Annotated in this window: 12 protein-coding genes; 5 read left to right on the top strand and 7 right to left on the bottom strand. The window is 63.2% G+C overall.

The features are described from left to right. The first annotated feature begins 21 nt into the window (after window positions 1–21). The 3 genes from D7S86_RS23115 to D7S86_RS23105 are packed head-to-tail and all read left to right on the top strand — an operon-like array spanning window position 22 to window position 3,008. Window positions 22–1,242 carry a porin gene (locus D7S86_RS23115; protein WP_158602062.1) on the top strand — a complete coding sequence of 407 codons (1,221 nt, stop codon included), beginning with the start codon at window positions 22–24 and terminating at the stop codon, window positions 1,240–1,242. Window positions 1,243–1,278: 36 nt separating this feature from the next. Continuing rightward, the gene (locus tag D7S86_RS23110) at window positions 1,279–1,695 is read left to right on the top strand and encodes a BON domain-containing protein (protein WP_121089811.1); all 417 of its coding nucleotides are present in this window, start codon (window positions 1,279–1,281) and stop codon (window positions 1,693–1,695) included. Between the two features lie 5 nt (window positions 1,696–1,700). Further along, a complete protein-coding gene (locus D7S86_RS23105; RefSeq protein ID WP_121090054.1) occupies window positions 1,701–3,008 on the top strand; it encodes an MFS transporter in 1,308 nt (435 codons plus the stop codon). 47 nt (window positions 3,009–3,055) lie between these two features. On the opposite strand, the gene D7S86_RS23100 is transcribed toward D7S86_RS23105, so the two are convergent. Both D7S86_RS23100 and kdgD read right to left on the bottom strand, forming a co-directional pair. Further along, on the bottom strand, window positions 3,056–3,490 hold the full coding sequence (locus D7S86_RS23100) for an HIT family protein (RefSeq protein ID WP_121089809.1): 435 nt from the start codon (window positions 3,488–3,490) through the stop codon (window positions 3,056–3,058). A gap of 125 nt (window positions 3,491–3,615) precedes the next feature. Next, window positions 3,616–4,533: a 5-dehydro-4-deoxyglucarate dehydratase gene (gene kdgD, locus D7S86_RS23095; RefSeq protein ID WP_121089807.1), complete on the bottom strand. Its 918-nt coding sequence runs from the start codon at window positions 4,531–4,533 to the stop codon at window positions 3,616–3,618. Between the two features lie 255 nt (window positions 4,534–4,788). Here kdgD and garD point away from each other — a divergent pair, with 255 nt between their 5' ends. Next, entirely contained in the window at window positions 4,789–6,357 is a 1,569-nt protein-coding gene (garD, locus tag D7S86_RS23090) for a galactarate dehydratase (RefSeq protein WP_121089805.1), read from the top strand. 42 nt (window positions 6,358–6,399) lie between these two features. Here the strand turns inward: garD and D7S86_RS23085 are convergent, their stop codons facing one another. From D7S86_RS23085 to metE, 3 genes are all read right to left on the bottom strand, one after another. Beyond that, the gene (locus D7S86_RS23085; RefSeq protein WP_147432438.1) at window positions 6,400–6,714 is read right to left on the bottom strand and encodes a hypothetical protein; all 315 of its coding nucleotides are present in this window, start codon (window positions 6,712–6,714) and stop codon (window positions 6,400–6,402) included. Window positions 6,715–6,836: 122 nt separating this feature from the next. Then, the gene (gene glyA, locus D7S86_RS23080; RefSeq protein WP_121089801.1) at window positions 6,837–8,084 is read right to left on the bottom strand and encodes a serine hydroxymethyltransferase; all 1,248 of its coding nucleotides are present in this window, start codon (window positions 8,082–8,084) and stop codon (window positions 6,837–6,839) included. A gap of 107 nt (window positions 8,085–8,191) precedes the next feature. After that, on the bottom strand, window positions 8,192–10,486 hold the full coding sequence (metE, locus tag D7S86_RS23075; protein WP_121089799.1) for a 5-methyltetrahydropteroyltriglutamate--homocysteine S-methyltransferase: 2,295 nt from the start codon (window positions 10,484–10,486) through the stop codon (window positions 8,192–8,194). 118 nt (window positions 10,487–10,604) lie between these two features. Here metE and D7S86_RS23070 point away from each other — a divergent pair, with 118 nt between their 5' ends. Next, window positions 10,605–11,513 (top strand): LysR family transcriptional regulator, encoded by a 909-nt coding sequence (locus D7S86_RS23070; protein WP_121089797.1) that lies wholly within the window; start codon window positions 10,605–10,607, stop codon window positions 11,511–11,513. A gap of 69 nt (window positions 11,514–11,582) precedes the next feature. Here D7S86_RS23070 and D7S86_RS23065 read toward each other — a convergent pair whose 3' ends face one another. Both D7S86_RS23065 and D7S86_RS23060 read right to left on the bottom strand, forming a co-directional pair. Further along, window positions 11,583–12,254: an epoxyqueuosine reductase QueH gene (locus D7S86_RS23065; protein WP_121089795.1), complete on the bottom strand. Its 672-nt coding sequence runs from the start codon at window positions 12,252–12,254 to the stop codon at window positions 11,583–11,585. A 15-nt stretch (window positions 12,255–12,269) separates the two neighbouring features. Further along, a complete protein-coding gene (locus D7S86_RS23060) occupies window positions 12,270–13,391 on the bottom strand; it encodes a 5-methyltetrahydropteroyltriglutamate--homocysteine S-methyltransferase (RefSeq protein ID WP_121089793.1) in 1,122 nt (373 codons plus the stop codon). Window positions 13,392–13,448 lie beyond the last annotated feature (57 nt).

Genomic DNA, 13,448 nt, shown 5'->3' with positions numbered 1-13,448 from the left:
TTGAAAAGAAGCTTGCGATCCATGGATCACGCACACACGCGAACGCACACCTACCGGGCACCGAAGAAGAAAGCGAGTTCGGTGCTGCGCGCCACGCTGGGCTCGGCGCTGTTCGCCGCGCTCGGCGTATCGAGCACGGCGAGCCTGGCCGCCGATTCGTTTCTGAACGACTACTTCCAGGGCGTGCCGTATGCGACATTCGATGCCTATACGCCGGGCATTTCGCTCTATGGCGCAGTCGACGAGTCGGTCGGTTACATGAAGGGCGCGACATCGCAGTATTTCCAGTCGAGCAGCGGCGAATGGACGTCGAAGTTCGGCATCTACGGCGTCGAGGATCTCGGCGGCGGATGGCGCGCGCGCTTCGACCTCGAAAACGGCTTCAACGCCGCGAACGGTCAACTCGGTGCGGCCAACACGCTGTTCAATCGCGAAGCCTGGGTGTCGCTGTACTCGCCGAACGCGGGCGAACTCAAATTCGGTCTGCAGGACGATATCGGCGTGCCGCTGTTCGTCGATGTGTTCGGTCAGGTCGGCACGGTGTCGGCGGTCGCGTATCTGACGGCCTGGGTTTACGACCTGGGTCCCGGCGCGAGCTATGAAGCGTCGCGGCTGTCGAACGCGATCAGCTATTCGACGCCGTGGTATGGCCCGCTCAATGCGCAGTTCGCGGTCGCGATGAGCAACAGCGCCGATGCGCCGACGATCGCGACGCGTTCGGTCGCGCTGAACTACTACGACGGCCATCTGTTCGGCACGTTGAGCTATGTCGGCAACTACGGCCTCGATGCGCTGACGACGTCGGAGTATGTGCGCACGGACAACTACGCGGGCGCACTGCTCTACGACAAGGGCAACTATGTGCTGTCGGCGGCCTATAGCTTTCTCGCGCCGCGTCTGGCCGGCGATCGCGTCGCCTCGCTCTATACCGCGGGCGCGCTTTATCGGTATCTGCAACGCAACGACTTCCGTCTCGAACTCGCGTATCGCAAGGTCGCGGGCTTCGACGATCGCTCGTTCGGCGTGACGCTCGGCTACGACTACGATCTGTCCAAGCGCACGGCGGTCTATGTGCGCGGCTCGGTGATCCGCACCACGGGTTCGGCCGCGACATACGGACGCTATCCGGTCATGCAGCCGACCGTCGACGACATCAACAACAGCTATACGGACTCGAACGGGATGCCCGAGAGCTATCAGGCGCCGCACGTCGTGCTCGTCGGTCTGTATCACAAGTTCTGAGCCTGTCCGATCCACGTTCCCACCCAGGATTCCCTTATGAAAACGATTCAGTCTTTAGCATTGGTCGTCGGCGTGTCGCTGGCCGTCGCCGCGACGGCGGCGAATGCGCAAGGCGGCGCGGCATCGGCTGCGTCGAGCGCGTCGGCGGGTACGCCGATGTCGGCATCGACGAACGCTGTTGCGACATCGGCATCGGGCGCATCGGCCGCCGCGTCGAACAAGCAGCTCGCGGCATCCGTGCGCGCCGCGCTCAAGGCCGCACGCAAGAGCGGCATGAAATCGACGTTCATCCGTGTGCGCGCGAACAACGGGGTCGTCACGCTGAGCGGTCTTGTCGCCGAACAGAGTGAAATCGCCGAAGCGACGCGCGCCGCGCAGTCGGTGCCCGGCGTCAAGTCGGTCGTCTCGAAGCTGACCGTGCGCGGCGCGGACGGCATCAAGGGTTCGCAATGACCGTCATGCCTCACGCCTCATCCGTTACCGACACCGTTGCAGATCGCGACGCATCCGTGCACCGTGCAAAACGATCGACCGTCTTTGCCGCCGCGCTCGGCAACGGACTCGAGTTTTTCGACTTCACGGTCTACAGCTTTTTCGCGGCCCTGATCGGCAAGCTGTTCTTTCCGGTCGGCAGCGAGTTCGGCTCGCTGATGCTGTCGCTCGCGACCTTCGGTGTCGGATTCGTCGTGAGGCCGCTCGGCAGCATCGTGATCGGCGCCTATGCGGACCGCGCGGGCCGCAAGCCCGCGCTCGTATGCACGGTCTCGCTGATGGCGCTCGGCACGGGCCTGATCGGGCTCGCGCCGACCTATGCGCGGATCGGCATCGCGGCGTCGGCGCTGATCGTGATCGGACGTTTGCTCCAGGGTTTCGCGGCGGGCGGCGAAGTCGGCGCCGCGACGACGCTGTTGATGGAGACAGGCGGGCGCGGGCGTCGCGGCGCGCTCGTGAGCTGGCAGATGGCGGGACAGGGCGGCGCGCTGCTCGCGGGCGCGTTGATCGCCGTCGCGGTGTCGAAGGGGCTTGCGCATGATGCGCTCGTCGCATGGGGCTGGCGCGTGCCGTTCCTCATCGGGCTTTGCATCGGGCCCGTCGGCTTCTATCTGCGTTTGCGGCTCGACGATCCTTTCGAGTCGCGGATCCAGGACGACGCGCGCGGCGCGCGGCGCACGACGGTCTCGCGCAGCCGGCTGCCCGTGCGGCAACTCGTCGCGGGCACGATGCTCGTGATCGGGGGAACGTCGTCGATGTATACGATCGCGTTCTTCGTGCCGTCGTTTCTGACGATGACGCTTCATATGCCTGCCGCGACCGCCTTGCTCGCCGCGTGCACAGCGGGGGGCGTATTGCTCGTCGGTTCGCCGTGGGCGGGTCGGCTGGCCGACCGGATGCCGCGCCGCAAAGCGCTGCTCTATCCGGTGTCGATCGCCTCGCTCGTGCTCGTGCTGCCCGCGTTTCGCGCGATCGAAGCCCTGCCCGCGATCGGCACGGTGGTCGCGGTCGTCTTCGTGCTGATCGGCCTGATGACGCTATCGAGCCCGGCCGGCTTCGTGCTGATGCTCGAAGCCTTGGCGCCCGACGTGCGCGCGACGTCGATGGGCATCATCTATGCGCTCGGCGTCACGATTTTCGGGGGCTTCGCGCAACTGATCGTCGGCGCGCTCTGGCGTTGGAGCGGCAGCTTCTATGCGCCGGCGTGGTACGTGCTCGCGTGCGGCTTCGTGAGCCTTGCGGGCCTCGCGCTGTATCCGGAGTCGGACGCCTGATGCGCGAGACGCGGCCGCGTATCAGGCGCATCGAACGCAAACCGGATTCAGGCAAGCGAATCGTCGACGAGCTTTGAGCGGATCAACGACGCGAGTTCTTCGAGCCGGCCGCGATCGGCCTGGATGCGCGCATGCGGGATCAGGGGCGCATGCGCCCAGCGCGGAATGATATGGAAGTGCACGTGCGGGACGGTCTGTCCCGCATCGCTGCCGTTGAATTGGGCGACGACCACGCCGGTCGGCTGCAAGGCCGCGCGGACCGCGATCGAAAGCCGCCGGACCGTGCGGATGCAGGCGACGGCAGCCGCTTCCGAGAGCTCGAAGATTTCCGCCGCGTCTTCCTTCGGGACCACGAGCAGATGACCGTCGGACTGCGGCATCACGTCCATGAACGCGAGCGTCGTCGCGTCTTCGAAGACCTTGATGCACGGCGCGTCGCCGCGCAGGATTCTCGCAAAGATATTGTTCGGGTCGTAGCTCATGGGCTGGGCAGGTCGTCGATAGGGGAAGCACGCGCACGCGCGTGATGCGCGTGCATTATCGCCGACAGGTCACCGCTCACGGCGCGCGACGTCTCGATGCCGTGCGCGCCACCAACCCCAACCGGTCACTGACTGCCGAGCTTGCGGATCAACGCGTCGAGCTGCGCGATTTCGTCGTCGGTCAGATCGGTCAGCGGGGCGCGCACGGGGCCCGCGTCGCGGCCCACGAGCTTCGCGCCGGCCTTGACGATCGAAACCGCATAGCCCGCGCGCCGGTTGCGGATCGCGAGGTAGGGCAGGAAGAACGTATCGAGCAGCTTGCCGACCGTCGCATGGTCGTCGCTCGCGATCGCGCGATAGAACTCGAGCGCGGTCTTCGGAATGAAGTTGAAGACAGCCGATGAATAGACGGGCACGCCGAGCGCCTTGTAGGCGGCCGCATAGACCTCGGCCGTCGGCAGCCCGCCGAGATACGAGAAGCGATCGCCGAGCCGGCGGCGGATCGTGACCATGCTTTCGATCTCGCCGACCCCGTCCTTGAAGCCGATGAGGTTCGGGCAGCGATCGGCGAGGCGTTCGAGCATGTCCGCGTTGAGCTTCGAATTCGCGCGGTTGTAGACGATGACGCCGATATCCTTGACCGCGTGGCAGACCTGCTCGACGTGCGCGGCGATGCCTTCCTGCGACGCTTCGGTCAGATAGTGCGGCATCAGCAGAATGCCGCTTGCGCCGAGTCGCTGCGCTTCCTGCGCATACGCGATCGCGACGCGCGTCGCGCCGCCCGCGCCCGCGAGGATCGGGACCTTGCCGCGGCACGTGTCGACCGCCGTGCGGATCACGCGTGAATAGTCATCGTACGTCAGCGAGAACAGCTCCCCCGTGCCGCCCGCGGCGAACAGCGCCGTCGCACCGTATGGCGCGAGCCATTCGAGGCGGGCCGCATACGTGTCTGCGCGGAATTCTCCTTGCGCGTCAAAGTCGGTCACGGGAAACGAGAGCAGGCCCTCGGAGATGATCTGTTTGAGTTCTTGCGGCGTCGTCACGATGATGTCCCGAAGTGTCAGGGCTGCGATAGATATACGTTATCGTATGACATGTGCACCGTAAGGGCAATCGCGATGCACGGTTTTTCGGCGCTTCCTAGGGTAAGTACCAGATTTGCTTGATGTTTGGCGGTATCTTCGTGCGAGTGGCGCGAAAATAGGTCAAAATACGGGCCGACTTGAACCGGCGAAGCTATTCAAGTTGTAGGATGACTTACAAATCGAAGGCCGCGTGAGGCTTTGAGGACTGGCGAGATGGCACATCCCCCGCTCTATATCCGGGTTCACCCGCACGACAATGTCGCGATCGTCGTCAACGACGGCGGCTTGGCCGAGGGGGCGCAGTTCGCCGACGGCCTCGTACTGCGCGAACGCGTGCCGCAAGGCCACAAGGTCGCGCTGACCGATTTCGCCGAAGGCGACCCGGTCATTCGATACGACGTGGTCATCGGCTATGCGCTCAAGGCGCTGCCGCGCGGGAGCTGGATCAACGAGCACGTGATCCGGATGCCGGACGCGCCCGAGCTCGACGATCTGCCGATCGCGACGGCGACGCCGCCGGTCATGGCGCCGCTCGAAGGCTATACGTTCGAGGGCTATCGCAACGCCGACGGGTCGGTCGGCACGCGCAACATTCTCGCGATCACGACGACCGTCCAATGCGTGTCGGGCGTCGTCGAGCACGCGGTCGCGCGGATCAAGCGCGAATTGTTGCCGCGCTATCCGAACGTCGACGACGTCGTCGGTCTCGAACACACGTATGGCTGCGGCGTCGCGATCGACGCACCCGACGCGAAGGTGCCGATCCGGACCGTGCGCAATATCAGCCTGAATCCGAATTTCGGCGGCGAGGTCATGATCGTGAGCCTCGGCTGCGAAAAGCTCCAGCCGACGCGCCTGATGCCGGAAGGCACAATTCCGATCCGCGCGGCCGGCAGCGATGCGCACGATGAAGCGCTCAACGGCGAAGTCGTCTGCCTGCAGGACGACGCGCATATCGGCTTTGGTTCGATGATCGACTCGATCATGGAGACGGCGCGCGCGCATCTCGAACGGCTCAATGCGCGCACGCGCGAGACATGTCCGGTGTCGGATCTCGTCGTCGGCGTGCAATGCGGCGGCAGCGATGCGTTCTCGGGCCTGACCGCGAATCCGGCCGTGGGGTTCGCCACGGATCTGCTCGTTCGCGCGGGCGGCACGGTGCTGTTTTCAGAGGTCACCGAAGTGCGCGACGGCGTCGACCAACTGACGCGCCGCGCGGCGAATGCGGACGTCGCGCACGCGATCATTCGCGAGATGCAGTGGTACGACGATTACCTCAAGCGCGGCGGCGCCGACCGCAGCGCGAACACGACGCCCGGAAACAAGAAGGGCGGCTTGTCGAACATCGTCGAAAAGGCGATGGGATCGATCATCAAGTCGGGCAATTCGCTGATTTCGGGCGTGGTCTCGCCCGGCGACAAGGTCAAGGACAAGGGCCTGATCTATGCGGCGACGCCCGCGAGCGATTTCATCTGCGGCACGCTGCAGGTCGCGGCGGGCATCAATATGCATGTGTTCACGACGGGGCGCGGCACGCCGTACAGTCTCGCCGAAGTGCCGGTCATCAAGGTCGCGACGCGCAGCGATCTCGCGCGGCGCTGGTTCGATCTGATGGATCTCGACGCGGGACGCATCGCGACGGGCGAGGCCTCGATCGAGGACATCGGCTGGCAACTGTTCCGCATGATCATCGAGATCGCGAGCGGCCGCGCGCAGACCTGCGCCGAAAAACTCGGGCTTCACAACGCGCTCGTGCTATTCAATCCGGCGCCGGTGACCTGATCGAGCGAGGGTCATGAAGACCCTCGCTGCGGGCCGTGACGCTCAGAGGGTGATCAGCCCTTCGTATTCGTTCTCGTATTGCTGCGTGAGCGCGCCGTTTTCGACGGCCGTCACGGTAAAGCGCGTGATGCAGGGGCGGACCTGATCGGGTCCGCTCGGATCGTATGAGCGCGCGTAAAGGTGCAGCGAGACCGCGTTCGGCTCGCCCCGTTCGAAGCGGTATCCGACCGCCGAGGTCAAGTCGGTTCTGCCGCCCTTGAAACCCAGCGCTTGGGCGCGATCGCAGACGGACAGAAACCCGCGTTCGGCGACCGCCTTGTCGATCTCTTGTGCCAAGGTGTCGAAAATATTTTGCACTTTAGGCTCCATATGGAAGGTGCTCGCGCGTCTGCGTTCGGGGATATCGATCGATTCGACCGCCCAGACGCAGTGCGGATCGCGTTGAACGGCGATCCGCGTCCGCGTCGGGCGCGGGCCGCTTACTTGTAGACCGGGAACCGCTTCGTCAAGGCCGACACCTGTTCACGCACGCGTGCGATGTGGGCTTCGTCGTGCGGGTTGTCGAGCACGTCGGCGATCAAATGGCCCGTCAAGCGCGCCTCTTCCTCGCCGAAGCCGCGCGTGGTCATCGCGGGCGAGCCGAGACGAATGCCGGACGTCACGAACGGCTTTTCCGGATCATTCGGAATGGCATTTTTATTGACCGTGATGTGGGCTTCGCCCAGCACGCGCTCGGCTTCCTTGCCCGTGATGTTTTTCGCGCGCAGGTCGACGAGCATGACGTGGCTCTCGGTACGGCCCGAGACGATGCGCAGACCGCGCGCGATCAACGTTTCGGCCAGCACGGCCGCGTTCTTGACGACGTGTTGCTGATACGTCTTGAACTCCTGCGATGCGGCTTCCTTGAACGCGACGGCCTTGCCGGCGATCACGTGCATGAGAGGACCGCCCTGAATGCCCGGGAAAATCGCCGAATTGATCGCCTTTTCGTACTCGGCCTTCATGAGAATGACGCCGCCGCGCGGACCGCGCAGGCTCTTGTGCGTCGTGGTCGTCACGAAATCCGCATGCGGCACCGGATTCGGATAGACACCCGCGGCGATCAGCCCCGCATAGTGAGCCATATCGACCATGAAATACGCGCCGATGGTCTTCGCGATGCGCGCGATGCGTTCGAAATCGATCCGCAAGGCAAATGCCGACGCGCCCGCGATGATGAGCTTCGGCTTCTTCTCGGCCGCAAGCTTTTCGAGCGCTTCGTAGTCGATGTCTTCGTTCGCGTTCAGGCCGTAGCTCACGACGTCGAACCATTTGCCGCTCATATTGAGCGCCATGCCATGGGTCAGGTGACCGCCTTCGGCGAGGCTCATGCCCATGATCGTGTCGCCGGGCTTGAGCATCGCGAAGAACACGCCCTGGTTGGCCTGCGAGCCGGAGTTGGGCTGCACGTTCGCGGCTTCGGCGCCGAACAGCGCCTTGACACGGTCGATCGCGAGTTGCTCGACGACGTCGACGAACTCGCATCCGCCGTAGTACCGCTTGCCCGGGTAGCCTTCGGCATACTTGTTCGTCAGTTGCGAGCCTTGCGCCGCCATGACGGCGGGCGACGTGTAGTTCTCGGACGCGATCAGCTCGATGTGATCTTCCTGACGCTGGTTTTCCTTTTGAATCGCCGCGAACAGATCGGGGTCGATCTGATCCAGCGCGTAGCGAGTGCGTTCGAACATGGGTATCCGGTGTCTCTCAAATGAAACGTCCCGAGGCGGACTCGGGACGCAATACAAGGTCGGCGCGGCCGCCTGGCGCGATGCGCCGCGGCCGCTTGCCGTCGGCGTTACTGGACCTGGCTGCGCAGCGTCTTCGCCGCCGACACCATGTTCGTCAGCGCCGGGATGACTTCGCCCCATTGACGCGTCTTGAGACCGCAGTCCGGGTTCACCCACAGGCGTTCAGCCGGAATCCGTTCCGCCGCTTTCTTCATCAGATCGACGATATGGTCTTGGCTCGGAATGTTCGGCGAGTGAATGTCGTAGACGCCCGGCCCGATCTCGTTCGGATAACGGAAATTGTCGAACGCATCGAGCAATTCCATATCCGAGCGCGACGTTTCGATCGTGATGACGTCCGCATCCATATCGGCGATCGACGCGATGATGTCGTTGAACTCCGAGTAGCACATATGCGTGTGAATCTGCGTCTCGTCGGCAACGCCGTTCGCTGTGATGCGGAACGATTCGACGGCCCACGTCAGATAGTCGTTCCATTGCGCACGACGCAACGGCAGGCCTTCGCGAAGGGCGGCTTCGTCGATCTGGATCACGCGCACGCCGGCCTTTTCGAGGTCCAGCACTTCGTTGCGAATCGCGAGCGCGAGCTGGTAGCACGACACCGAACGCGGCTGATCGTCACGCACGAACGACCAGTTCAGGATCGTGACAGGGCCCGTCAACATGCCCTTCATCGGCTTGTTCGTCAGCGATTGCGCGTACGTGATCCACTCGACGGTCATCGCGTTCGGACGGCTGATGTCACCGAACAGAATGGGCGGCTTCACGCAGCGCGAGCCGTACGACTGGACCCAGCCGAACTGGCTGAATGCATAGCCGTCGAGCTGCTCGCCGAAGTATTCGACCATGTCGTTGCGTTCGGCTTCGCCGTGCACGAGCACGTCGAGCCCGAGCTTCTCTTGCTCGCGCACGCTGTGTTCGATTTCCTTGCGCATGGCCGCCTTGTAGCCGGCTTCGTCGAGTGCGCCGCTCTTGAACTGGCTGCGCGCATGACGAATATCGGGCGTCTGCGGGAACGAGCCGATCGTCGTCGTCGGGAAGGCCGGCAGGTTCAGCAGGGCCGACTGCTTCGTCGCGCGGGCCGCGTAGGCGCTCACGCGGCGACCCAATGCCGCGTCGATCTTGGCGAGCGCGGCTTTGACTTCCGGATTGTTCACGCGCGGCGACGTGCGGCGGCTATGGATCGCGGCGGCGTTCGCGGCGAGCGCCGGCGCCACGGCATCGCGCCCCTTGTTCAGGGCCGTCGCGAGCACGTTGAGTTCGACCAGCTTTTGAAGCGCGAACGCGAGCCACGACTGGATCTCGGCGTCGAGCTTCTGCTCGCTGTCGAGGTCGACCGGAACGTGGAGCAGCGAGCACGACGGCGCGAGCCACAGGCGGTCGCCGAGTTGCTTGGCGAGCGGTTCGAGCCATTCGAGCGCGGCGTTCAGGTCCGTCTTCCAGATATTGCGGCCGTTGATCGCGCCGACCGACAGGACGCGGTTTGCGGGCAGCAACGCCGCGGCTTTGGTGACTTCGTCGCGTGCATTGATCGCGTCGATATGCAGACCGTCGACCGGCAGCGAGGCGGCGAGTTCGAGGTTGTTCTGGAGCTGACCGAAATACGTGGCGAGCAGCAGCTTGACCTTGCGCAACTTCAGCGTCTCGTATGCCGAGATCAACGCGCTTTGCCACGATGCGTCGAGTTCGGTGACGAGCACGGGCTCATCGATCTGCACCCATTCGACGCCTTGCGCGCCGAGCGTATCGAGCAGATGCGTGTAGACCGACAGCAGACGCGGCAGCAGCGCAAGGCGGTCCGAGTCGTCCTTTGCCTTGCCGAGCCACAGATACGTCACCGGGCCGATGATGACCGGCTTGGCCTTGACGCCCGCAGCACGCGCTTCGCCGAGTTGCTCGATCAGGCGCGAGGCGTCGAGCTTGAACTCGGTCGCCGCCGTGAATTCGGGCACGATGTAGTGATAGTTCGTATCGAACCACTTCGTCATCTCGCCCGCCGCGACGCCGCCGCAGCATGCGCTGTGATCGTCGCCGGTTTCCGCCGAGCGGCCGCGCGCGACGCGGAAGTAGTTGTCGAGCACGTCGCCATGGAAGCCTTGAACACGCTCCGGCAAATTGCCGAGCGTGAAGCTCATGTCGAGGACCTGGTCATAAAACGCGAAGTCGCCGACCGGCGCGAGATCGAGCGCCTGCTGGTTTTGCCAATGGCGCCGACGCAGTTGCGCCGCGTGGCTTTTGAGTTCGTCGCGCGACGATTGACCCTTCCAATAGCTTTCGAGGGCGAATTTGAGTTCGCGCTTCGCGCCGATGCGCGGAAATCCGAGGTTATGCGTCGTGACCATGGAGGCTGCCATCCAAGTGATTTGAGAAGTCTGGCCGCGATGATAGGATGGTCCTTCGATGAAATAAAATGGATTTATTTCATCTAATCATTAGATCGCTTCATGTTTGGAGGGGCTCATGCTTGAACGCATTCACTTGCTTGTCGTACGCGAGGTCGATCGTCAAGGTTCGCTGACCGCGGCGGCCGAGATTCTTCACGTCACGCAATCGGCGCTGAGCCATACCGTCAAGAAGATGGAGCAGCAATTGGGCACGGCCATCTGGGACCGCGAGGGGCGTGGCCTTCGACTCACGCAGGCGGGACAGTATCTGTTGTCGCTGGCCAATCGCCTGTTGCCGCAATTCGAGCACGCCGAGCAGCGCATGAAGCAATACGCGGCGGGCGAACGCGGCACGCTGCGTATCGGGATGGAATGCCATCCCTGTTATCAGTGGCTGCTCAAGATCGTGTCGCCGTATCTGTCTCGCTGGCCCGATGTCGACGTCGACGTCAAACAACATTTCCAGTTCGGCGGCATCGGCGGCTTGTTCGGCTATGACATCGACGTGCTCGTGACGCCCGATCCGCTCAAGCGTCCCGGGCTTCGTTTCGATCCCGTCTTTGACTACGAGCAGGTGCTCGTCGTCGCAGAGGGCCATCGCTTGGCTAACGCGAAGTACATCAAGCCCGAAGACCTGACCGACGAGACGCTGATCACGTATCCGGTCGATACCGACCGGCTCGATATCTACAACCAGTTTCTCGGGCCGGCGAACGTGGCGCCGCGCCGCCATAAGAAGATCGAGACCACGGACATCATGTTGCAGATGGTCGCGAGCGATCGAGGGGTCGCCGCATTACCGCGCTGGCTTGCTGAAGAATATGCGGACCATCTGCCTGTCGTGAGCGTCAAGCTCGGCAAGGATGGGATCGCCAAGCAGATTTTCCTCGGCACGCGCGAGGCCGACGAGCCCGTCGACTATCTGACGTCGTTCGTCGAACTTGCGCGCGCGGGCAACGGCAAGCCTGCGCGAATTCGGCGGTAGTGTCGGTGTGTGTCGGATGATCGCGCGCGTGCGATCGGCTCGGCTTTGGGGAAACGCGACCGATTGCGCTTATTTGGCCGCGTCGTCGCGTTCCGTACCGTAGTACATGACACCGAGCTTGATGGGCTCGCGATGCGTGGCGATACGGTGTCGATTCGTATCGCGCAGCGAATACGCGCAGCCGCAGTATTCCTGTTGATAGAAATTTTCGCGCTTGCTGATCTCTATCATGCGCGCCGATCCGCCGGCCTTGCGCCAGTTGTATTCCCAGTACGTGAGACCCGAATAGCGTGACGCAGCGCGGCGTCCGCAGTCGTTGATCTGATCCATGTTCTTCCAGCGCGAGATGCCGAGCGAACTGGTGATGACCGGAAACCCGTGCTCGTGCGCGTAGAGCGCCGTACGTTCGAATCGCATGTCGAAGCACATCGTGCATCGGACGCCGCGCTCGGGCTCGTTTTCCATCCCCTTCGCACGCGCGAACCAGTTATCGCGATCGTAGTCGGCGTCGATGAACGGCACGCCGAATGTCTCCGCGAACCGGATGTTTTCGTCCTTGCGCAAGTCGTACTCTTTGCGCGGGTGAATGTTCGGGTTATAGAAAAAGATCGTGAAATCGATACCCGATGCGACCATGGCTTCCATGACTTCGCCCGAACACGGCGCGCAGCACGAATGCAGAAGCACCTTCGATTCGCCGTTCGGAAGCGCGAGCGGTGTGCGTTCGAAATTCGAAGTCATGGCCTTGTCCTTTGCTTAGGCGTCGCCCCACACTTCGCGCGCCGTATCGAGCACGAGCTTCAGCTTGTCGCGCTGAGCGGCGACGGCGATGTCATTGCCGTGCACGGTGCTCGCGAAGCCGCACTGCGGCGAGAGCGCGAGTTGTTCGATCGGAGCGAAGCGCGCGGCTTCGTCGATACGACGTTTCAGATCGTCTTTCGACTCCATGTCGCCGAACTTCGTGCTCACGAGTCCGAGCACCGCGAGCTTGCCCTTCGGCAGAAAGCGCAATGGGCGGAAGTCGCCGCTGCGATCGTCGTCGTATTCGAGGAAATACGCATCGACGTTCATTTCGGCCAGCAGGGCTTCGGCCACGGGTTCGTATCCGCCGCTGGCCGCATGCGTGCTTTTGAAATTGCCTCGGCAAAGGTGAATCGCAAGCGTCATGCCTTCGGGCTTGTGCGCGACGACCTTGTTGATGAAGCGCGCGTAGCGGTGAGGCAATTCATTCGGATCGTCGCCGCGCCCGACTGCCGCGGCCCGCATATTCGCGTCGCAGAGATAGGCGAGATTCGTGTCGTCGAGCTGAACGTACCGGCATCCCGCTGCCGCAAGCGACTTGAGCTCTTCGCCGTAGGCGCGTGCGACGTCGTCATAGAACTCCGGATCGAGTTCGGGATAGTGCGCGGCGCTGACACCCGCGCGACCGCCGCGGAAATGCAGCATGGTCGGCGAAGGAATCGTGACCTTGCCCACGCTGTTCGGTCCGAGCTGGCTTTTCAGAAATTCGAAATCCGCGCGCTGAATGTCGCGAACATGCCGGACCTTGTCGATGACTTTGATGACGGGGGGCGCGAGCTCGGTTTTACCGTCGGCACGCTGGACGGCGACCGGCTCGCCGCTCGATACGCCACCCAGTTGGCGCAAGAAGTCGACGTGAAAATAAGTGCGCCGGAATTCGCCGTCGGTCACGCTGCGCAGTCCCACTTCCTCCTGAAACTTCACGATCTCCGCAATGGCACGGTCTTCGACAACGCGAAGCGCGTCCGCATCGATCTCGCCCTTTGCATGACGGGATCTGGCCTCGAGCAAATAGGCGGGACGCAGGAAACTGCCGACGTGATCGGCGCGAAAGGGGGGATTCAAGGGGAGTGTCATCAGACGAACCGAAAAGGCGTGGGATTCAAACACGCCATTATTTATCGATGACACAAC

Source organism: Pararobbsia silviterrae (genome assembly GCF_003628125.1).
GTDB classification, from domain to species: Bacteria; Pseudomonadota; Gammaproteobacteria; order Burkholderiales; family Burkholderiaceae; genus Pararobbsia; species Pararobbsia silviterrae.
This window is presented reverse-complemented; position numbering and strand designations above follow the sequence as displayed.

Bases quoted from the DNA above. Each gene is read 5' to 3' on its own strand.
- garD (WP_121089805.1), top strand. From the start codon at position 4,789: ATGGCACATCCCCCGCTCTATATCCGGGTTCACCCGCACGACAATGTC.
- D7S86_RS23105 (WP_121090054.1), top strand. From the start codon at position 1,701: ATGCCTCACGCCTCATCCGTTACCGACACCGTTGCAGATCGCGACGCA.
- D7S86_RS23065 (WP_121089795.1), bottom strand. From the start codon at position 12,254: ATGACTTCGAATTTCGAACGCACACCGCTCGCGCTTCCGAACGGCGAA.
- D7S86_RS23110 (WP_121089811.1), top strand. From the start codon at position 1,279: ATGAAAACGATTCAGTCTTTAGCATTGGTCGTCGGCGTGTCGCTGGCC.
- D7S86_RS23070 (WP_121089797.1), top strand. From the start codon at position 10,605: ATGCTTGAACGCATTCACTTGCTTGTCGTACGCGAGGTCGATCGTCAA.
- metE (WP_121089799.1), bottom strand. From the start codon at position 10,486: ATGGTCACGACGCATAACCTCGGATTTCCGCGCATCGGCGCGAAGCGC.
- D7S86_RS23100 (WP_121089809.1), bottom strand. From the start codon at position 3,490: ATGAGCTACGACCCGAACAATATCTTTGCGAGAATCCTGCGCGGCGAC.
- D7S86_RS23115 (WP_158602062.1), top strand. From the start codon at position 22: ATGGATCACGCACACACGCGAACGCACACCTACCGGGCACCGAAGAAG.
- glyA (WP_121089801.1), bottom strand. From the start codon at position 8,084: ATGTTCGAACGCACTCGCTACGCGCTGGATCAGATCGACCCCGATCTG.
- D7S86_RS23060 (WP_121089793.1), bottom strand. From the start codon at position 13,391: ATGACACTCCCCTTGAATCCCCCCTTTCGCGCCGATCACGTCGGCAGT.